12 protein-coding genes are annotated in these 22536 nt (G+C 44.2%); 11 read left to right on the top strand and 1 reads right to left on the bottom strand.

Annotated elements, in window-relative coordinates:
* Positions 1–202 precede the first annotated feature (202 nt).
* The 8 genes from GJQ68_RS21930 to GJQ68_RS21965 all read left to right on the top strand — a co-directional run bounded on the left by GJQ68_RS21930 (position 203) and on the right by GJQ68_RS21965 (position 15441).
* Positions 203–3379, top strand: a complete 3177-nt coding sequence (locus tag GJQ68_RS21930) for a SusC/RagA family TonB-linked outer membrane protein (protein ID WP_162419411.1) — start codon at positions 203–205, stop codon at positions 3377–3379.
* A 12-nt stretch (positions 3380–3391) separates the two neighbouring features.
* Complete coding sequence (locus GJQ68_RS21935; protein ID WP_162419412.1) at positions 3392–5146, top strand: RagB/SusD family nutrient uptake outer membrane protein; 1755 nt, start codon at positions 3392–3394, stop codon at positions 5144–5146.
* Between the two features lie 259 nt (positions 5147–5405).
* On the top strand, positions 5406–8816 hold the full coding sequence (locus GJQ68_RS21940) for a VCBS repeat-containing protein (protein WP_235941845.1): 3411 nt from the start codon (positions 5406–5408) through the stop codon (positions 8814–8816).
* A gap of 206 nt (positions 8817–9022) precedes the next feature.
* The gene (locus tag GJQ68_RS21945; protein WP_162419414.1) at positions 9023–10180 is read left to right on the top strand and encodes a glycosyltransferase family 4 protein; all 1158 of its coding nucleotides are present in this window, start codon (positions 9023–9025) and stop codon (positions 10178–10180) included.
* Positions 10181–10266: 86 nt separating this feature from the next.
* Entirely contained in the window at positions 10267–11079 is an 813-nt protein-coding gene (locus GJQ68_RS21950) for a polysaccharide biosynthesis/export family protein (RefSeq protein ID WP_162419415.1), read from the top strand.
* A gap of 2 nt (positions 11080–11081) precedes the next feature.
* The gene (locus GJQ68_RS21955) at positions 11082–13529 is read left to right on the top strand and encodes a GumC family protein (protein WP_162419416.1); all 2448 of its coding nucleotides are present in this window, start codon (positions 11082–11084) and stop codon (positions 13527–13529) included.
* 59 nt (positions 13530–13588) lie between these two features.
* Complete coding sequence (rfbB, locus tag GJQ68_RS21960; RefSeq protein ID WP_162419417.1) at positions 13589–14635, top strand: dTDP-glucose 4,6-dehydratase; 1047 nt, start codon at positions 13589–13591, stop codon at positions 14633–14635.
* Positions 14636–14646: 11 nt separating this feature from the next.
* Positions 14647–15441, top strand: a complete 795-nt coding sequence (locus GJQ68_RS21965; RefSeq protein WP_162419418.1) for a thymidylate synthase — start codon at positions 14647–14649, stop codon at positions 15439–15441.
* Between the two features lie 11 nt (positions 15442–15452).
* Here the strand turns inward: GJQ68_RS21965 and GJQ68_RS21970 are convergent, their stop codons facing one another.
* Positions 15453–16268 carry an aminotransferase class IV gene (locus GJQ68_RS21970; protein ID WP_162419419.1) on the bottom strand — a complete coding sequence of 272 codons (816 nt, stop codon included), beginning with the start codon at positions 16266–16268 and terminating at the stop codon, positions 15453–15455.
* Between the two features lie 248 nt (positions 16269–16516).
* Between GJQ68_RS21970 and GJQ68_RS21975 the strand changes: the two genes are divergently transcribed.
* From GJQ68_RS21975 to GJQ68_RS21985, 3 genes are all read left to right on the top strand, one after another.
* The gene (locus GJQ68_RS21975) at positions 16517–17854 is read left to right on the top strand and encodes a TolC family protein (protein ID WP_162419420.1); all 1338 of its coding nucleotides are present in this window, start codon (positions 16517–16519) and stop codon (positions 17852–17854) included.
* 13 nt (positions 17855–17867) lie between these two features.
* A complete protein-coding gene (locus tag GJQ68_RS21980; protein WP_162419421.1) occupies positions 17868–19175 on the top strand; it encodes an efflux RND transporter periplasmic adaptor subunit in 1308 nt (435 codons plus the stop codon).
* Positions 19176–19316: 141 nt separating this feature from the next.
* Positions 19317–22535 (top strand): DUF1553 domain-containing protein, encoded by a 3219-nt coding sequence (locus GJQ68_RS21985; protein ID WP_162419422.1) that lies wholly within the window; start codon positions 19317–19319, stop codon positions 22533–22535.
* The last annotated feature ends 1 nt before the right edge of the window (position 22536 follow it).

Raw genomic sequence — 22536 nt, forward strand, 5'->3', positions numbered from 1 at the left:
AAAAAAAATCTCAAGACAGCGTCAAAGTTATTTTTTACCATTATTCCCTGTCTGACCAATTTAGTCTACCACCTTTTCAGTTAAAGTGTTTTGCCTTTAATTATAATATTTTTAGTATAGTGGTAGCCGTGTCATTTGTTATGTCATTTTACATAGAAAATATAGCCATTTATAAACCTAATTTTAACTTAAACAAAAAAAAATGTTAAAAATTTACAAATTAATTATGTTAACCTTGCTCTTTGGCTTGACGAATACCTTTATGGTATTTGCCCAAAGGGAAGTAACAGGAGTTGTTTCCGATGATCTAGGGGATCCGCTTCCGGGTGCAGCGGTATTGGTAAAGGGTACTTCCACTGGTACAGTTACCAATATAGATGGAGAGTACGCTATTTCCGTGCCTGGAAATGATGCCATTTTAGTTTTTTCATTTCTGGGGTACAACAGCCTGGAAGTTGAAGTGGGAAGTCAAAGCAACATTGATATTCAGCTTGAACAAGCGATCAGTGGTCTTGATGAGGTGGTCATCACAGGTTATGGCTCCCAGTCCAGAAGAGAAATTACGGGTGCTGTTTCCTCGGTGGATTCGGAGGAATTACTTAAAATCCCAGCTACTACTTTTGCCCAACAATTGCAAGGTAGAGCTGCTGGGGTAAACATTGTCAATGATGCTACTCCGGGAGGAAATGCAACCGTAAGGATCAGAGGTTTCGGCACGATAGGTAACAATGATCCTCTTTATGTGATCGATGGGGTACCCACTCAAAATCAGGGAAATTTAAATCCCAATGACATCGAATCCATTCAAATATTGAAAGATGCTTCTGCAGCATCCATTTACGGATCCAGGGCAGCCAATGGGGTAATCATCATCACCACCAAAAGAGGAAAAGTTGGGAAGCCTACCATTTCTGTAAATTCATTTTATGGTTCACAAACTCCCGACGGAGCTCCTGAGGTATTGAATGCAGAAGAACTGGGAAGGTATATTTTTCTTGCTAACACCTATGCAGGAAGAAGAACAGAGCATGGTCAGTACAGTTATGGTCCAAATGGGGAAGTTTCGATTCCCGATTACGTATTTCCAAGTGCTGGAATGGAAGGTGATCCTGGAGTGGATCCCAGTCTATATGCCCTTGAGCCCGGAAACATTTATCCTATTACCAGAGCGGCAGATACGGATTGGTGGGCTGAATCCATAAATCCCGGAGCACCGATACAAAGTTATCAGGTCACAGCCAATGGGGGTACCGAAAATGGAAGGTATGCCTTATCCCTTAACTATTTCAATCAGGAGGGTGTAGTAAAGCATGTGGGATATGAGCGCTATTCCTTAAGGGCAAATACCGAGTTTAAAACATTGGATAACAAATTAACGGTTGGAGAAAATCTGTCCGTTTCTTTCGATACCAGAAAGGGAGGCTTCGGAAACAGCCAAGAACAGAATGCAGTGTCCGGTGCATATAAGCATCATCCTTTATTACCCGTTTATGATATTATGGGAAATTTTGCCGGAAGCCGGGGTGCTAACCTTGGAAACAATTTCAATCCGGTAGCCATATTGGTAAGGCAACAAGACAACAGGAATTTCAGGATTAGGGGCTTTGGCAATGTTTACGCCTCTTATGATTTTACGGAGGATTTAATATTCAAGACCAGCTTCGGCTTTGATGGCACCAATAGACGCGGAAGATTTCTGGGTAGACCCCAACCCGAATATGTAGAAGGTAACTTTATCAACTCTTCAACAGCAGAAAATCAATATTCCTTACAATGGGTATGGACCAACACACTAAGCTGGACTAAAACCTTCAACGAATCGCATAAATTTGATGCCTATGTGGGAACTGAAGCCATACAAGAATTTGGAGAAATATTTGGAGCTTCAAGGCAACGATTTGCCTTTCAAACGACGGACATTTTAAGTTATCTCGATTTAGGTGACCCAACTACTGCAACAAATTTCGGAAGGGCGACCACTGACTACAGGCTTTTTTCCACCTTTGGGCAGTTAAATTATTCGTATGAGGGTAAATACCTGGTGCAGTTTATTTTGAGAAATGACGCTTCTTCCAGGTTCCTGGCAGCTTCAAGGAATGCGACTTTCCCTGCTTTTAGTTTAGGATGGAGACTGTCTGATGAGGCAGTTGTTGCGGAAGCCCTACCTTTTGTTTCAGATATGAAATTAAGGTATGGATGGGGTCAGACAGGTAACCAATCAATTGGAGACTATAATGCCTATACCACTTACAGATCCAACATATTTAATGCAGGTTATCCCATCGACGGATCTACTTCAAGTCCCACAATTGGTTTTGATGCGGCAAAATTTGGAAACCCTGATGCAAAATGGGAAACCACTACTTCCAACAACCTTGGATTAGACGTGGAGATGTTGGATGGTAAGTTTTTCCTCGAATTTGACATTTGGAATAGAATAACTTCAGACATGCTGTTCGTGCCTCCTATCAGCTTTGCACATGGCGATGCCACCGCTCCATCTTTCAATGTGGGGCAAATGACCAACAAGGGTTATGATTTGAATATAGGATACAACAATACCCTGGCAGGAGGAGATTTTAGGTATAGCATTTCAGGAAATTATTCTGTTTACAGAAACACAGTTGACCGTTTGGATGAAAGTGAGGAAACCATATTCTTTGGAAATACCTCAAGGGTTCCGGCAGTGACTGTGACACAGGCAGGTTTGCCCATATCCTCGTTCTTTGGTTATAACAATTTAGGTATCTTCCAATCACAAGAAGAGGCTGACAATCACCCTCCCTATGGAGATTATAACGCTCCCGGAAAATTCAAGGTTGAAGATGTGAATGAAGACGGAGTGATAACCGATGCAGATCGTACCATCATTGGAAATCCTCATCCTGATTTTGTATTTGGCCTTAACCTTAATTTGGGATATAGGAACTGGGATTTGAATGTGTTTGGCAATGGTTCTATAGGAAATGATATATTTAATTACGTGAGGTTTTTTGCCGACTTCAATTCCTTTCAGGGGAACAGGTCCAGAAGAGCTTTGTATGAGGCCTGGCAACCCGATAATCCTTCAGGAACTTCCCCCATTATGGATGCCAACGATCAGATCAGCAGCCGTCCATCCACTTATTTGATAGAGGATGGATCTTATTTCAGGTTCAGGAACATACAGTTGACATATACCTTACCTAAAACAGCTTTGGATGCTGTTGGATTGACCAATGCTTCCGTATATTTTCAGGGACAAAATCTATTGACATTAACCGATTATTCGGGGTTGAATCCTGAAATTCAGACAGGAACGGATAATACTTTAGGATTTGATGGCGGTTACATGCCGGTTTCGAGAAACCTAATTCTTGGTCTTAACCTTACCTTTTAAATTGAATCAAAAATGAATATAATTAGAAAATATAGAAATATTGGTATTGGCACCGTGATCGCAGGAGCGCTCACTTTCGCTTGTAGCGATGAGTTTTTGGAAACGATTCCTCAGGGACAATTCAGTACAGTGGCTGTTGCCAATGCAGATGGAGTAGAAGGATTATTGCTGGGTGCGTATGCCATGCTATCAGGTACTGGTTTGGATGGTCAGGCACCTTGGAATAACGATATCCAAAATTGGGTATTTGGAGGACTAACTTCAGATGATGCCTACAAAGGCACAGACGCAGGTGACCAGCCTGAGCAGTCCTTTCTGGAGGCTTACGATTTTCAGGCTACTAACACCCATTTAAGAAATAAATGGAGAGGGGTATACAAGGGAGTGGCCAGAACCAATGATGTGTTGAATACGCTCGAGGAGGCTGAAGACATGACCGAGCAGCGCAGGCAGCAAGTGATTGCGGAAGCCAGATTCCTAAGAGGTTTCTATCATTTTGAAGCAAGAAAAATGTGGAGAGCCGTTCCCTACATAGATGAAGAGACCTTTGAATTGAATAATCTGGAGAGCTCTAAAGTACCCAACGACAGAGAAATCTGGCCCTTAATAGAAGCGGATTTTGAAGCTGCCATGAATGTATTGCCGGAGACGCAGGGGCAACCCGGAAGACCTACTCAATGGGCAGCCATGGCCTTCCTGGCCAAAGCGAAAATGTTCCAGGGTTGGGACCAAAGTACTGGTCAGGCCAATACTGCTAAATTACAGGAAGCGAAAGTACTGTTAGACCAGATTGTTGCCTCCGGCCAATTTGAATTGGTGCCAAACTTTGAGGACAATCATTTGGTGGCCACCAGGAACAATCAGGAATCCATTTTTGAAATCCAATTTGCCATCTCCAGTGCAAATGGGGATAAATCAAACCAAGGGGTTGGGTTGGCCCACCCTTATACGGATCCATGGGGATGTTGTGGGTTTTACCAGGCTTCTCAAAATTTAGTGAATGCCTTTAAAACTACCGCTGATGGATTACCAATGCTGGAGGATTTTAATCAGGAAAGTGTAACCTGGGAAACGGAATATACAGAGCCATTGGATCCAAGAATTGATCATACCCTGGGAAGACCGGGAATCTTGTATAAAGGGTTTAAAATTCACGACACCGATTTTATCAGAGATTTGGGGTATGCAGGACCTTATTCTCCCAAAAAACATGTAGCGGAACCTGAAGCACATGGTGTAGGGGGATGGCAAAACCTTTCAGCCAACAATTACCGGATCATGCGTTACGGTATGGTGTTGCTTTGGTTAGCAGAAGTGGAAGTTGAATTGGGTAATCTGGAAAGAGCAAGAGAGTTGGTCAATATGATTCGGGAACGTGCAGCCAACCCTCAGGGCTTTGTTCCCCGGGCTATACAGGGCGAAGAGAGGAATGATTTTACCATTGTAGAAGGAGAACCTGCTGCCAATTACGTAATTTCCACATATGATCAACCCTGGACCGATCCAGAGGTGGCAAGAAAGGCAGTTAGGATGGAATCCCGGTTGGAGTTTGCGATGGAAGGACACCGCTTCTTTGATTTGCAAAGATGGGGAGTTGCGGCTGAGGTACTTAATGAATACCTTGCGTTAGAGGGCACTAGGAGGTCCTACCTTTCTGGTAGGTCCTTTACGAAAGGAACGCATGAATATTTCCCTATACCTTTGGAAGCTATTGAAAGGTCATTCAAAGATGGAGCTCCCACATTGGTTCAAGATCCTGCTTTTTAATAGTTGAAATCTTATAAAATAAACAAGAAAAGTGAGGACCTTCCTCACTTTTCTTGTTTTAGGGTTTTTAGGTTTCGATTTAAAAAAATGATAAATTAATCCAATGTTGATTGCGAGTAATTTCAAATGCTTTATCAGGTTTATTTTAGCAACAATAGGAGCTTTGATTATCCTGTGCTCATGTAATGAGATCGATAGAAAGACACTTTTTAAAAAGGTATGCTCAAAACACTCGGGAATTAATTTTGCCAATACCATTATGGAAACCGATTCCTTCAATATCATGACCGAAGAGTTTATCTACAATGGAGCCGGGGTAGGCGTAGCTGATTTTAACAACGACGGGCTTCCCGATCTTTTTTTTGCAGGGAATGAAGTGGATAATCACCTCTACCTTAATCAGGGAGCGTTTCAGTTTTTAGATGTTTCGGAAGGGGCTGGCATCAAAGCGTCCGGAAAATGGTGTACCGGGGTTACCATCACCGATATCAATGGCGATGGATGGATGGATGTTTACGTTTCTGCAGCCATGAAAAAAGACTCTCTGGGCCGGGCAAATCTACTTTTTGTCAATCAGGGTTTGAATGCGGAGGGAGTGCCTGTTTTTACGGAAGAAGCCGAAAATTTCGGAATCAATGAGATGGGATACAGCATGTCGGCCGCTTTCTTCGATTATGATTTGGATGGCGACCTGGACCTGTATGTGTTGAATAATCTATTGGTCACAGACTTACCAGGAGTATTCCGGGAAAAGTTAACCGACGGGTCTGCCGGAAACAACGACAGGCTCTATCGAAACAATGGAGACGGCACCTTTTCTGATGTGAGTAAGGAAGCCGGTATTCAAATCGAAGGGTATGGATTGGGACTTGGTATTTCTGATGTTAACGGAGATGGCTATCCGGATATTTACGTTAGCAACGATTACCTGTCAAACGATATACTTTATATCAACAACCAGGACGGTACCTTTAGCAATAACATCCGGAATTATATTCGTCACCAAAGTCATTTTTCCATGGGTATGGATATAGGAGATATCAATAACGACGGGATCCAGGAGATCGTTACCCTGGACATGCTGGCGGAGACTAATTTTCGTATGAAAACCACCATCAGCCAGAATTCTTACCAAAAATACATTCATAACGAGCGTTGGGGTTTTGAGCATCAATACGTTCGTAACATGTTGCATCTTAACAACGGGCAGGGGATACCATACAGTGAAATTGGATTTCTGGCGGGGATCTACCAGACCGATTGGAGCTGGTCCCCGCTTTGGGCGGATGTGGATAACGATGGGTACAAGGATTTATTAGTAACCAACGGTTATCCCAGAGATATTACCGACAAGGATTTTACCAATTTCCGGGCGGATTTGGGTTCGGTTGCGACCGATAAAACGCTGCTGGATTCCATTCCAGTGGTAAAAATCCCAAATTACGGATTCAAAAATAATGGAAACCTGACCTTCAAAGATGTAAGTAGCACTTGGGGAATAGACCTTCCTTCCTTTTCGAACGGAGCCGTTTATGCCGATTTGGATTTGGATGGGGACTTGGATTATATCGTAAGCAATATCAATCAGGAAGCGTTTGTTTTTGAAAATCAATTGTATTCCGAAACTTCGGAAAACCAGGTCGATTACCTGAGGATTCAATTTACCGGAGCCCCCGAAAATGCCAACGGCCTGGGAACCCGGATTAAACTCACCTTGAGCAACGGGGAGACGCTGTTTCATGAACATTATACCGCACGGGGGTACATGTCTTCTGTGGAGGATATAGTCCATTTTGGTTTGGGAAGTGGAAACAATGTCGAATTGCTAGAGGTGCTCTGGCCAAACGGAACCAGTCAGAAACTTCAAAACGTACCCCTAAATCGGGTATTGAACCTGGATATAGCAAATGCATCAAAAGTAGACGTACAACAGGAAACGGCGGTTAACGCAATTGAGCCCCTTTTATTGGGCGTTGAAGAGGAGCTTGGCCTGGCTATTGATCATCAGGAACGGGATGCGGTGGATTTTAACATGCAGCGAACCCTTCCACACAAATTATCCCAATTTGGACCCGGGTTGGCGGTAGGGGATATCAATGGCGATGGATTGGACGATTTGGTGATGGGAGGCGCAGCAGGGTATCCCAGAAAATTAATAACCCAAAATCAGAACGGAAGTTTTGAGGTCACGGACTTTCCCCTGCCTTCTGAAACTCAGATGGAAGACATGGGCTTGCTATTGTTTGATTGGGACATGGATGGGGATTTGGACCTGTATGCCGTCAGTGGGAGCAGTGAATATGCCTTAGGCAGCCAGGTGTACCGGGACAGATTATACGAAAACGATGGGAAGGGTAATTTTCACCTTTTGGAGGGTGCGACACCGGATATGCAGGAAGTAGGCACGGTGGTCCGGGCGGCCGATTTTGACGGAGACGGGTATTTGGAACTCTTTGTTGGTGCCCGATCCGGCCAGGGTAACTATCCGCTTTCCGGAAAAAATGTGCTATTGAAAAAGGAAGGAGATAAACTTGTTGACATAACCGATCGGCTGGCACCGGGATTGAAAGAGATCGGGATGGTTAGTGATGCCTTGTGGACGGATATGGATCAGGATGGAAAAGTGGATTTGCTATTAGTGGGTGAATTCATGCCGGTAACCTTTTTTAAGAATACTGGAGAAGGATTAGAAAAACATGAAAATACAGGTGTTGCAGATCTGACGGGTTGGTGGAATGGAATTACGGCTGCTGATTTTGACTCGGATGGAGACATCGATTATGTAGTGGGCAATTTGGGAAAGAATAACTTTTACCAGGTAACCACCGACAGGCCCCTCAGCCTTTACGCCGGTGATTTTGATAAAAACCAAAGCATTGACCCTGTCTTATTTGCACATTTTAAAAATGAGGAAGGCAATTTCGAATCCTATCCCGTTCACTTTTGGCAGGATTTATACAGTCAAAGTCCTTTGTTTAGGAAGCGTTTTTCAAATTACAAATCCTATGGAAGGGCCGGATTGACGGAGGTTTTGACGGAGGAGGAGATCCGTTCAGCCATAAGATTAGAAGCCAATCACATGGGCAGCAGTTACCTGGAAAACCTTGGTAACGGTAGGTTTAAGATGCATCCTTTACCTTTATTAAGCCAGGTAGCTCCGGTTTATGGCATGGTTGCTACCGACCTGGATGAGGATGGCTTCCTCGATATACTCCTGGTAGGCAATGATTATGGCCACGAGGTATTTTCGGGCAGACAGGATGCCTTTGTAGGCCTCTGGCTCAAAGGAGACGGACAAGGTGGGTTTGAACCTGTTTTACCCGTAGAAAGCGGGTTTCTGGTGCCAGGAGACGGTAAATCACTGGTGCAATTGAAAACCAGCGAGCAGCAATTGCTGACTCTTGCCGGGCAAAACAGAGGTAGGTTAAAAGCATTTAAACGATTTCAGGAGCTGGATTCTGCCACTTTCTTCCTCCCGGAGCCCCTTGATTTTTCGGTTATTTTTCATTTGAGGGATGGTGAGGCGATTCGTAAGGAATTGTACCATGGGTCCGGATTTTTATCTCAGTCCACCCGCTGGCTGAAAATCCCCCCGGCGACTCGGGAGATGGAAATAACCGCCTTTTCGGGGCAGGTGCGGAAGATTCCAATATCCCCGGAAGTAAGGTAATGCTCAAGGCGGGAAAATTTGTTTTTAAATGATTCGCGCCCGCACATTTTAGGTGTCTTTTTTTCGTTATGCTAAAGGGTGTTCTCGCCAAACATGCCTGAAATAGAGCCCTCGCGTTTCCGGAAGTTCCAGGATCGTCTTAATAATTCCCAGCTTTATTAATTTTAGCGGTATATTTACATTTTTAAAATTAATAGCCCTTTTGAATGCCAAAATTAATCAGAATCACGACGGTACCCCTCTCACTGAAATTATTGATCAAACACCAATTACGATTTATGGCTGAAGCGGGATTTCAGGTACTGGCCGTTTCCTCAGAGGGGAAAGAATGGCAGGATGTTTTAAAAAGTGAAAAGCATATCGAAAAAGTAATTATTCCTTTTACGCGAAAAATCACCCCGGTAAAGGATCTGTATTGTATATGGCTACTTTATAAATTTTTTAAGAGAGAGCGGCCGGATATCGTCCATACCCATACCCCAAAAGCCGGGCTATTGGGGATGGTAGCTGCGAAGTTTGCGGGGGTGCCTGTCCGGATCCACACTTTGGCGGGCCTGCCATTGGTTTCCGGGTCAAAGACCCAACAAACCCTTCTTTCACTGATTGAGAAAATTACCTTTCGACTAGCGAATGAGGTCTGGCCGAATGCGTACTCACTGAAAGATTACATTATCCGGAAGAAATTAGTAAATGAAAAAAAAGTCAACGTCATCGGAAATGGCTCCTCCAACGGTGTAGACCTGGAGCAGTTTAGCAGGTCAAATTTGCAGGAAAATCATTTGGTGGCCGCGACCATGCGGATCAAGCCCGGAGAAAATGAATTTCTCTTTTTGGCCGTGGGCAGGATGGTGAAAGACAAAGGGATTGCTGACCTGGTGGAAGCGTTTATTCACTCTAAAATTGTAAGTCGGTCCAAATTGGTGCTGTTGGGAGATTTCGAACAGGATTTAAACCCCCTTGAACGAAAAACCATCAATCAAATTAACGATCACCCCAAAATTGTTCACGTTCCCTGGTCCGATCATGTGGCGCATTACATGGCACTATGTGACGTGCTGGTGCACCCCTCACACCGGGAAGGTTTCCCAAACGTGTTGCTGGAAGCCGGAGCCATGTGTTGTCCGGTGATTTGCTCGGATATAGAGGGGAATAAAGAAATTGCCACCCACAAGAAAACAGCGCTGATTTTTCCTGTGGGCCGGGCAGAAGTGCTGAAGGAAGCGTTGGAGTTTGCTTTTGTAAAAAGAGCCGAAATGCAAGGTTTTGCAGAGAAGCTGCATGAGAAAGTAGTCAGTGGGTACGACCGAAAATCCATGCATAGAAGTATTTTAAAGGCATATAACCGTATGTTAAATAGGAAATAACGTTGATTAAATTAAAACCAAATATAAATTTCGTAAATAAGTCTATTTGCTTAATTTTGAGGACGGTCATAATGAATTTTTACCCAATGAGGCTGATTTTAGTAGTGTTATCTGCGGTATTGGTTTCCTCCTGTATCAGTAATAAAAGAATCAATTACCTTCAAAATCTGAAAGGAAATGAATCCATCGACCTGGATGAGTTTATCCCTTATGCGGAAGTGGATTACGAGTACATTTTACAACCGCACGATATTGTAGACATTGATTTTGCTACTCCTAATGAGGAATTGCTCCGAGCATTTGAGTATCAGGGAGCCATGGCTGCACGGGGTGGTGCCGGAGGGGCCGGGGGTGGAGCCATGGATATTTTTTACTTTTCAGGTTATTCGCTTGATAAAGATGGTTTTGTACGCATGCCAGTTCTAGGGCAAATTAAATTATCGGGATTGACCGAAGAAATGGCCAGAAATAAAGTTCAGGAAGCCATTAGTATTTATTTTAAGGAGGATGTAGAGGTTAGGTTACGGATCGGCGGGATCCGCTATACCACATTGGGAGAATTTAATAGCGTGGGGCCAAAGATAATTTTGAAAAACCGGGCGACCATTTTTGATGCCATTTCAATGGCCGGGGAGTCCAATATCCTGGCTAGGAAGAACGAACTGTTTTTGATACGGCAATACGACGGGGGTACGAAGATACATCAGATTAATCTTAATGACCGGCAATTACTTGCTTCCCCTTTTTATTTTATTCAGCCCAATGACATTTTGTATTTACAACCGATGCAAATACGGCAAATTGGGTCGGGGGAAAATTTTTCCGCAAGCCTTCAGTTGGGGATTTCCATCATCACAGCGATGATGTTTATTTATGGTATCAGTTCTGGAATTTTTTAATTATGGAAAATTTAGATTTATCCAAATTTGAGGAACAGGAGCGGCCCATTGATATCAAATATTATATCATCAAGTATTCCCGTTACTGGCCACTTTACCTTTTTTGTATCCTGATAGGCGTGCTTGCTGTTTTTCTTTTTCACCGCTACACCATGGAACGGTACGAGGTAAAAGGAAGTGTGATGATAAAAAGCAACCTGGCACCGGAAGTAAGAATTCTGGACCGTTCCAATATTTTTTCAGGAGGAGATAACCTTACCAATGATATCTTGCTATTCTCTTCTAAAAATCTGGCTGCGGAGGCCTTAAGCAAAGTACATTTTGATGTCAGTTATTTTGCGTCTACCAATATTAAGGAAATTGAGTTGTATAAAAACAGCCCGATCCGGGTGGAGGTTGATTGGGGATACCCGCAGTTGGTTAATAAAAAATTCCGTATTAACATCCTTTCCGATTCTACCTTTCGGCTTTTGCCGGGTGAAAACATGTTTCTGGACCGGTTTTTTATGAGCTACCAATACGAGGAGGAAGATAGGGATATTTTCCAGAGGGAATTTTATTTTGGAAAGGAAGTAAAAGGGGAGAACGCAAAATTTACCGTTTTTCTGCTGACCAAGACAAGGCAGTATGATGAGTATGAATTTTTGTTACATTCGCCCCAATCGTTGATAGAAAGATATGCCGGTGCGGTTCAGGTAAGGCCACTTGTCAATTACGGATCGGTATTGGAAGTGAGTATGGTTACCAAAATCGTGGAAAAAGGGAGCGATTATGTGAATGCATTGATGGATTCCTTTCTGGAATACGATCTCAGGGAAAAAAATCGCATCTCCGAAAATGCATTGAAATTTATAGAAGAGCAACTGTATATTGTCGAAGATTCGCTGAATTCCGTAGAGCGGAGGATGCAGCGGTTTAAAGTGGACAATAAGATGCTGGATGTGAATGCAGAATTTGGGGGGGTCTTGAACAGTATTCAACTGCTGGAGGAAAACATCCAATCCATTGATTTTGAACTGGCTTATTACAAAACCCTGGAAAATTACCTGGTTAACAAAACGGGAAATTTTGAGGAAATCGTTGCTCCCTCATTGATTGGTATTTCGGATGGCTTGCTCAATGATCTGATCCAGCAATTGGTAAGCCTTTCGCTTGAAAGAAGGAGGTTGTTGTCCGTGGTGCAGGAAACGCATCCCGATGTCGCTGCACTGGATCAGCAGATGGAGCGATTGAAAGAAAACGTTTTTGAAAATATCGAGAACCTGGTGAGCAATACCGAAAGAAAGAAAGAGGAATACCAGCTAAAGTTGGAAACCTTTGATCGTCAGTTTGCCAACCTTCCTCAGGCAGAATCCGACTACTCCTCAATTTTCCGGGAGTTTAAGCTGAGGGAAAACCTTTACACCTATTTATTGGAAAAAAGGGCAGAAGCCGGTATCGCAAAAGCCTCCAACGTGCCGGATAACAACATCGTGGACTATGCTAAAAGGGGCGTACTAATTTATCCTAAAAAAACGCAAAACTATTCTTATGCATTGGGCCTGGGTTTTTTTCTACCCTTGGGCATTCTACTTTTATTTCATTACCTCAACAATCGTATTATGGACCAGGTGCAACTAAAAAACCTCCTGAAAATACCACTATTGGGTACGATTGGATACAGTGACAAGGATACCAATTTGCTGGTCGCTGAGCACCCGCGATCACTGGCATCCGAATCCTTCCGGTCCCTGCGGTCGGCCTTATTTTACATTGCAAGTGAAAAAAAATGTAAAAAGATACTGGTGACTTCTAGTGTTTCCGGGGAAGGAAAAACCTACATCAGCCTGAACCTGGCTTCTGCCATGGCGTTAAGTGGTAAAAAAACCTGCATTTTAGGCCTGGATTTAAGAAAGCCCAAGCTTTCCAATTACCTGGAAATTTCCAGCAAGAAAGGCTTGTCCGGGTATTTGATAGATAAGGATTCGGCGGATGAAATTATCATTCCTACCAAATACGAGAATTTATCGGTGGTTCCTTCCGGGCCTGTACCCCCCAACCCCGCAGAATTATTGCTAAAAACCAAAATGAATACCTTTTTGGAAAAGCTGGAGCAGGATTTTGACATCATTATCATGGATTGTCCTCCAGTAGGCTTGGTTTCGGAGACCATGGATTTGCTGCGGTTTTCAGATGTGAATTTATACATTGTCAGGCATGATTTTACGCACAAAAATCAACTTTTGATGATTAATGACCTGTATGCCAACGATCAGATACGAAATTTTTATGCCATTTTTAATGGCCTAAAAAGTGGAGGGGATACCTATGATTTTGGCGGTTACAATTACGGCTATGGTTATAATTACTCCTACATGAAGAAGAACAGGTATGGAGAGGGTTATTATTCCGAAGAGCCAGTTTATAAATCCGGATGGTTTAAAAATCTTATCAATAGATTTAAAGTATGATTTGCTTTTTGACGAAGCTTTTGGAGATTTACATATTAGTTTGATTGGATACATAAATTATGGAAAAATCTATTTTGATCACCGGAGGAGCCGGTTTTATTGGTTCGCATGTTGTTAGACTTTTTGTAAACACCTATCCCGATTACCGCATTATTAATCTGGATTGTCTCACCTATGCTGGAAACCTCGAAAACCTTTCCGACATAGAAGATAAACCCAATTACGTTTTTTCGAAAGTGGATATAAATGATGCCCAGCTTTTGGAGCAGGTTTTTAACGATTACCAAATTACGGATGTGATCCATCTGGCAGCAGAATCCCACGTTGACCGATCCATTTCAGACCCTTTGTCCTTTGTGAAAACCAACGTGATGGGAACCGTGAATTTGTTAAATACCGCAAAAAATTTCTGGAAGGGCCTACCTAACCATCTTTTCTACCATGTTTCTACGGATGAAGTCTATGGATCACTGGATCAGGGGGGCTATTTTACTGAACACACCCCATACGACCCACAGTCTCCTTACTCCGCTTCAAAGGCTGCTTCAGACCATTTTGTACGGGCTTATGCCAATACCTATGGATTGCGCACGGTGATTTCTAACTGTTCTAATAATTACGGACCCAATCAATTCCCCGAAAAATTGGTTCCCCTTTGCATTCACAATATCAAAGAAGGAAAAGCCCTCCCTGTATATGGAAAGGGAGAAAATGTGAGGGATTGGCTGTATGTAGAAGACCATGCGCGTGCCATTGATCTGGTATTTCACCAGGGGGAGCAAGGGGAAACATACAATATTGGCGGTTTTAACGAATGGAAAAACATCGATATCGTAAAGCTTATTTGCCAAATCATGGACCGAAAACTAGGAAGAGAGGAGGGAGAATCCGCCAAACTGATTACTTTTGTGAAGGACCGGGCCGGACATGATTTACGCTATGCCATTGATGCGGCAAAGATCAATTCGGAGTTAGGATGGAGTCCGGTGCAGACCTTTGAGTCGGGCATTGAAAAAACGGTAAATTGGTATTTGGAAAATGAGTCCTGGCTAAGCGGTGTCACCTCAGGCGATTACCTGAAATACTACCAGGAACATTACGGATAAGAAAAGAGATTATGAAACAATACCATCAGCTGCTTCAACATATTTTAGACAGTGGTATCCGAAAGGGAGATCGTACGGGTACCGGCACCCTGAGTGTATTTGGGTACCAAATGCGATTTGATCTCTCGGAAGGATTTCCCCTGGTGACGACCAAAAAGTGTCACACCCGCTCTATTTTTCACGAGTTGCTCTGGTTTTTGAAAGGCGATACCAATATCTCCTACCTGAAAGAAAATAAGGTGTCCATATGGGATGAGTGGGCGGACGAGAAGGGTGATCTTGGCCCCGTGTATGGCTACCAGTGGAGGCACTGGCCCGACGGAAAAGGTGGAGAAATAGATCAAATCAAAAACCTTATCCATCAAATCAAGACCAACCCGAATTCCCGCCGACTGATTGTAAGTGCCTGGAACGTGGCGGATGTGGACCAGATGGCACTTCCTCCCTGTCACCTACTCTTTCAGTTTTATGTGGCGGAGGGAAGGCTTTCCTGTCAGCTGTACCAGCGAAGTGCTGATGTGTTTTTGGGCGTGCCGTTTAATATTGCCTCTTATGCCTTATTCTTAAGCATGATGGCGCAGGTTTGTGATCTCGAACCGGGAGAATTTATCCATACTTTTGGCGACGCTCATTTGTATAGCAATCACCTGGATCAGGCAAGATTACAACTCAGCCGGGACTGCAGGCCATTACCTCAGTTGAAACTAAATCCGGATGTGAAGGATATATTTTCCTTTACCTATGCGGATATCCTTTTGGAAAATTACGATCCGCATCCGCACATAAAGGCTGCCGTGTCGGTCTAAAAAATTCTTGATTAGCCTTGGGTGTCAAGGTCGAATAGGGATTCCAGTTCCGGAATGGGACGGGTATCAAACCGCCGCCCGTTTAGCTGTTTTAGGTAACTTATTCCGGAAATATTACTCACAAATACCTGCTCGGCATCCATTAGTTCATCGGGTCGGAAACTGCTCTCAGTATGTTTGATTTTTAATTGTCGGAGTCGTTCTAAAATGTGTTTTCTCCCAACACCGGCAATGCAGGCATGATTTAAGGAGGGGGTAAAGATCCGTCCATTTTTACGCCAGAAAAGGTTAGAACTTCCCGCTTCGGATAAAAAGCCCTTGTTATCCAGAAGGATAACTTCGTCCATCTTTCGTTCCACTCGTTCCTGATTAGCCAATACATAGGGAAGGGCATTTAGGGTTTTACAGTTTGCCCAAAGGAAATCATACAAGCGAACGGATTCACTGATGAAAGCCCTTTCTTTTATTTTTGGGGCTGCCTGAAAGTCCGAGATCGTGAGCAATTCGGAAAAATCAGATGCTACTGGGGTATACTTGCCCAATCCGTTGCGAAAAATATTCCAACGAATCCGATAGGTGTTTTGGTTCTCAAAACGGCTGTTGATCAGGGTGGAAATCCGGGCCATATCAAGGGGTTTTTCAGGCAATAGGTGAAGAATCCGGAGGCCCCGGTTTGCTCTTTCCAGGTGTGCACTGCTAAACCGAATTTCTCCTTGATGATAAACCATGGTTTCAAAAATACCATCCCCGAAAAGCATCGCCCTGTTTAACGACAGGGAATCGACTTCTTCAAATGCTTTTTGGTTGTTGGAAAGAAAATGTTTCATTACCGTACAGTTGACCGCCCGAATACGGACAGTGAGTATTCACTTATTTTATGGAAGGTTAAATTTAATTAAAAAATCAGGTCCAGACGGAGCTATTGCATATATTCGCATAAACTTATAGGTAGTGCTGAATTTAGCATCAATTTTGGATGCTGTTGAAAAGTTTTTATTAACTTTATAGTCATCTTTTGTATTCATATCATGCTTCGATATAGTTGTTTAGGTAAATTCCAATATACCCTCATTTCATGAAACACGTTTTACTGGCATTTTTATTAGGACTGGGTCAATTGACCACCGGCTTGTCTCAAGATACCGCAGGAAAATTATCGCTGGAAGAGTGTGTAGCCATTGCATTGGAGAACAACCTTAATTTAAGAAGGAGCGAGTTGAATTTGGTTTCATCGGAGGCCACCTTGTTGGAATCCAAAGGACAACAATTGCCCTCCTTCTCAATGGGAGGCTCTACTGGATTTCGTTGGGGAAGGTCTATTAACCCTGTTACGAATCTTTTTGAAACCAGAAGGATTGGGAATGTTAATGTTTCTGCCAGCTCAAGTATACCCGTTTTTGCGGGTGGTCAGATTCGGAATAGTGTGAAGCAGGCATCTTTGAATGTGGAAACGGATCGGTTGAATCTGGCAGCAAGCCGAAATGATATTACGTTAAATACGATTAATTTATTTATCAATATTGCCTTTTCGAAGGAGCAACTCAACATAGCCAATTCCCAATTGACCACAAGCAGGGAGCAGCTTTCACGAACCGAAAAATTGGTAGCTGCCGGTTCGTTACCAATGGCAGATCAACTGGATTTGCAGGCACAAACGGCGACCAACGAGCTGGAAGTAATCAATGCGGAAAACAATTTGAGGATTGCCCGACTAAATTTATCACAGGCACTTCAGATGCCTTTTTCAGAGGATTTTGATATTCTTATTCCGGAACTTGAGGTGGATGGATTGACAGTTGGTACCCAGGGAGTGGAGCAGATCTACTCGGTTGCCGTAGGTACCTTACCGCAAATTAAGGCAGCTGAATTTGGGGTGCAAGCTGCGGAATACGGTATTAAGATCGCCAAGGGAGCCTACCTCCCAAGCCTCAACCTGAGTGCCAATGTCTTTTCCAATTACGTGGATCAGACTAGTTTTACTACCTCAGATCCGATTTTGCGGCAATTTGAAAACAACCTCTCCCAGTCCGCAAACCTGGGGCTTTCCATTCCGATTTTTTCTAATTTCAGAAACCAAGCCGGTGTACAACGGGCGCGGGTGCAAAAACGCTTGAGTGAAATTCAGCAGATTGAAGTAAAGAACCAATTGCGGCAGGATATTGAGTCTGCCTACACTTCGGCCTATGCTGCCCGGCAATCCTACAGAAGCTCACAATTACGAGTAGAGGCCTTGGAGGAAGCGTTTCGAATGGCCCGGCAGCGTTTTGAAGTAGGAGCCATCAACGCAGTGGATTTTCAGGTAGCCCAAAACAATCTTTTCAATGCGCAGGCAGATCTCGTGACTGCCAAATACGAATATGTTTTCAGTGCTAAAGTGCTGGACTTTTACCTGGGAAACCCACTTACATTATAATCCAACCAAAATCATGGCAAAAAAGAAGTCAAGTAAGTTAATTTATATCCTTTTGGCCATCGTGGTGGTCTTGGTACTGGCTACGGTTATAGGAAGAAAAGCGGGGTGGATCGGCGGAGAAAAGCCGTTGGAAGTAGAGGTGGGAGCGGTCGTTAAACGGGATATCGTGGAAAAGGTAAGTGCCTCAGGGGTGGTACAACCCGAAACGGAGATAAAAATGAGCCCGGATGTGGCGGGAGAAATCATTGAACTGAATGTCAATGAAGGCGATTCCGTAAATAAAGGAGATTTGTTGGTGAAAATTCGACCGGATAATTTCATATCTGCTTTGGATAGGGCTCAGGCCAATTTAAACCAGCAACTGGCAAATCTTGCCCAGTCCAAAGCGACGCTAAAACGTTCCGAAGCGCAATTTAACAGGGCCGAGCTTTCGTTTAATCGAAACACCAAATTGTACGAGGATAAAGTGATTTCGGATGCTGATTTTGAACAGGCGAAGGCGGATTTTTTAACGGCTCAGAACGACCTGGAGGCGGCCAGACAATCGGTATTAGCTGCCGAATACATCATCAAAAGCGCACAGGCATCAGTAGACGAGGCAGCCGAAAACTTACGGTTGACCAACGTGTATTCTCCCACCAACGGGGTGGTTTCCAGTTTGCTGGTTGAACAGGGAGAGCGGGTAGTGGGAACAGCCCAAATGGCCGGAACCGAAATGTTGCGTATAGCAGATCTGTCCCGAATGGAAGTACGGGTAAATGTGAACGAAAATGATATTGTACGCATTAGTTTGAAGGACACGACCTTAATTGAGGTGGATGCGTATACGTTTAGCGGGAAAACGTTTACGGGGGTGGTAACCGCCATTGCCAATTCTGCCAACGAAAAAGCAAGTTCGGATGCCGTTACGGAGTTTGAAGTCCGCATACGAATTTTGAATGATTCCTATAAAGAGCTCATTACGGATGAAAACCCCTTCCCCTTTAGGCCCGGGATGACCGCGAGTGTAGAGATCATTACCGAGAAAAAAGAGGAGGTGCTGTCGATTCCACTCGCTGCCGTTACCACTCGTGCGGGTCAAACCATTGATTCCGAAGATGGTAATGGTGCTATGAAGGAATTGGTGTTTATCCGGGACGGAGAGCTTGCCAAAATTCAGGAAGTAAAAACCGGTATATCTGATTTTGAAAATATTCAAATATTGGAGGGGCTGGAAGAGGGACAGGAAGTGATTACGGGCCCTTATTTTATCGTTAGCACTCAATTGGAAAATGATAAGCCCGTAAAACTGATCGAAGGCACAGACGCTCCAGGCGAGTAGCGTGACTCCTATTAGATCAAAAGGCAAGCCGCACCTTACGTTCTTTTCCTTCAAATAGATCTATGGCAGATTTTGTTGGGAGTATTTTCGTTATTCTACTATTTTTTTTCTTATTTTAGCCTAATCACCTGCTTTTATGGTATGATTAGGTCTACTTGCATTTTCATTTACAACGGGGTTCTTTTGGGACTCATTGCTATTGTATTATGGGGTTGCGGCCCGAATCCTCCGGAGGCGGTTCGTGAGGAAGCGGAGCTGATTCCAGAACAAATCGTATACAATTTACATGTAAAGCCCATTTTGTCTGATCGGTGTTTTTCCTGTCACGGACCGGATCCCAATACCAGGGAGGCAGGATTAAGACTGGACACGGAAGCGGGTGCTTACCAGTCGTTAGAAGGAAGCTGGATGAAAAAGGCCGTATTTCCGGACAAGCCTGGAAGAAGCGGTCTGTATCATCGCATTGTTTCCGAGAATCCGGATTACCTAATGCCTCCTCCGGAATCCAATCTAAGTTTATCGGATAGGGAAAAAGCCATTTTAATTCGCTGGATTGAACAGGGGGCAGTTTACCAGCCCCACTGGGCGTATATTCCACCCCAAAAGGCATCCTTACCCCAACCAAACGATTCTCAACAGGTGGTAAATGAAATAGACGCATTTGTTTTTAGCCGCCTGGACAGCGAGGGATTGTCACCCTCCCCGGAAGCCTCGCCAACCACCCTAATCCGCAGATTGGCCCTGGACCTGACCGGTTTGCCTCCTGATTGGGAGTTGGTAGAAAGGTTTCGACAAGATACTTCACCGGATGCCTATGAAAAAGTTGTGGATGAATTATTGCATTCAGATGCCTACGCCGAACGCATGGCGTTGGATTGGATGGACGTTTCCAGGTACGCGGATTCACATGGATTGCATGCCGATGGCATTCGGATGATGTGGCCCTGGAGAGATTGGGTAATCAAAGCCTTTCAGACCAATATGCCCTACGATCGCTTCGTCCAATGGCAAATCGCGGGAGACATGATGAAGGATAGGGAAAAGGAACAGGTACTCGCAACGGCCTTTAACCGAAACCATCAAATGACAGCGGAAGGAGGGATTATTGACGAAGAGTACCGGCTGGAATACGTTTTTGACCGCTCTGAAACCACCGCCAAGGCATTCCTGGGACTAACCATGGAATGTGCCAAATGCCACGATCATAAATTTGACCCACTCTCCCAGAAAGATTATTTTAGTCTGGCTGCTTTTTATAATAATGTAGATGAAGTAGGAATGACCGGTGATGATATGAATGCCGGTCCCATGATGCTGTTTACCGATGAAAAGACGGATGCTGAAATCGCCCGCATCAAAGCAGAAATTAAGAGGCTGGAAGGAAAATTAGCGGATTCCTACCGGGATGGGGAGCTGGGAACCGCACCGATTTCACCCGCCAAAACCATCGATAAGGGGTTGGTGGCTCATTTCCCTCTTGATGATTATGCGGATGAAAAAACCTTATCCAAACAAAAAGGCATGGAAGCACGGGTTTCCGGAAGTCCGGAAATCGTTCCCGGGCCAACTCCAGGAGCGAAAGCTTTGCGATTTAAAGAAGATTACGATATTATCGAAATTCCTTCCACAGGATTGTTTGAAATGAATCAAGCCTTTTCCTTTAGTATCTGGGTTAATCCGGAAACGATCGAACCTTACCGGTTTATACTAGGGAATATTGGAAATAAAAACACTTATTGGAGGGGCTATGAGCTATTTTTGGATAGCTTGAATCAGGTCAACGTTCAGTTGATCCATGCCCTGCCGCATAACGTTATCAACATTAGTGGAAGCCCCATTCCATCCAACCAATGGACACAGGTAACCTTTACCTACGACGGCTCGGGAAAAGCCCGGGGACTAAAGCTCTTTGTAAACGGGAGGGAATCCCAGAAGCTAATTGAAAAAGACAACCTGTATAAAAGTATCCTTCCTATTAATACGAGTTACAAAACAGTAAAGAAAGCACTGCGACTTGGCAGAAGCTATCGGGTTTTTAGCGGGGATGACGGTATATATACCGGAAGCCTGGCAGGTTTAAAAATATTTGACCGGGAATTGACCGCATGGGAAGCATCCTGGATTTTTTCCGAAGCTACTGGTAAACCGTTTTCCGATTCATCAATGAAGCTTGCCCATGTAAATTACTGGGAAAATTCTGAAGGGGCGGTAATAAGAGACTCCCTTGCCCGGTTAAGAGCCGAAAAATTGAAGTTGATGGCAGGAATCGAAGAGGTCATGGTCATGCAGGAACGCAATAGCCCAAGAAAAACATTTGTGCTGGACAGAGGTGCTTACGATGCCCCCGGGGAAGAGGTACTGGCTGCGGTTCCGGAAATTCTATCTGGGTTTTCTCCCGATTGGCCAAAAAACCGGCTGGGTTTGGCGAAGTGGCTCACCAGCAAAGAAAATCCACTGGTAGCAAGGGTTACCGTAAACCGATACTGGTATCGGATTTTCGGTAGGGGCATTGTGCCCACGGTAGATGACTTCGGCAGTCAGGGGCAGTTGCCCAGCCATCCTGAATTGCTGGACTGGTTGGCAGTGGATTTTATGGAAAATGGATGGGATTTGCGCTACCTGATCAAAAAGATCGTCATGTCGGCGACCTACAGGCAATCCTCTGAAACGAATGAAACGCTTCTGGAAAAGGATCCGGATAATGTGCTGTTGGCCAGGGGGGCTCGTCACAGGCTTCAGGGAGAATTTATTCGGGACAGTTATTTAAAGGCCAGCGGACTTTTGGTCAGCGACCTGGGAGGACCTAGCGTGAAGCCCTATCAGCCGCCAGGTTTATGGGAAGAAAAGGGGGAATTTTCCTATTTTCTGTATAACTATGAACAGGACAGTGCGGAGAGCTTGTATCGCAGAAGCATGTATACTTTTCTTCGCCGAACGGCTCCTCCTCCTTCGATGACAACCTTTGACGTGCCTAACCGGGAGGAATGCATGGTAAGCAGGCAGGAAACCAATACGCCTTTGCAGCCGCTGGTTCTGATGAACGACCCTCAGGTGATCGAAGCTTCCCGGGTTTTGGCAGAGAAAATGCTGAATGCAGCCGATCAGGATTTGGATCGCCAGCTTAGCTTCGGTGTTCGAAACTCCCTGGGTCGGAATCCCAAACGGGAAGAACTGGAAGTATTGAAGCAAATGTATGAGTCAGAAAGGAAACGGTTTGGGGATGATTTGGAGTCGGCCAGGAGTTTAATTTCCGTAGGAGAACATCCCGCCGATAGGGGCATTGCGCCTGAAAAGACGGCAGCCATGACCATGGTGGCAAGTTTGCTGTTTAACCATTATGAATTTTATACCAAAAGATAAG

The organism is Cyclobacterium roseum (assembly GCF_010119225.1).
GTDB lineage: Bacteria > Bacteroidota > Bacteroidia > Cytophagales > Cyclobacteriaceae > Cyclobacterium > Cyclobacterium roseum.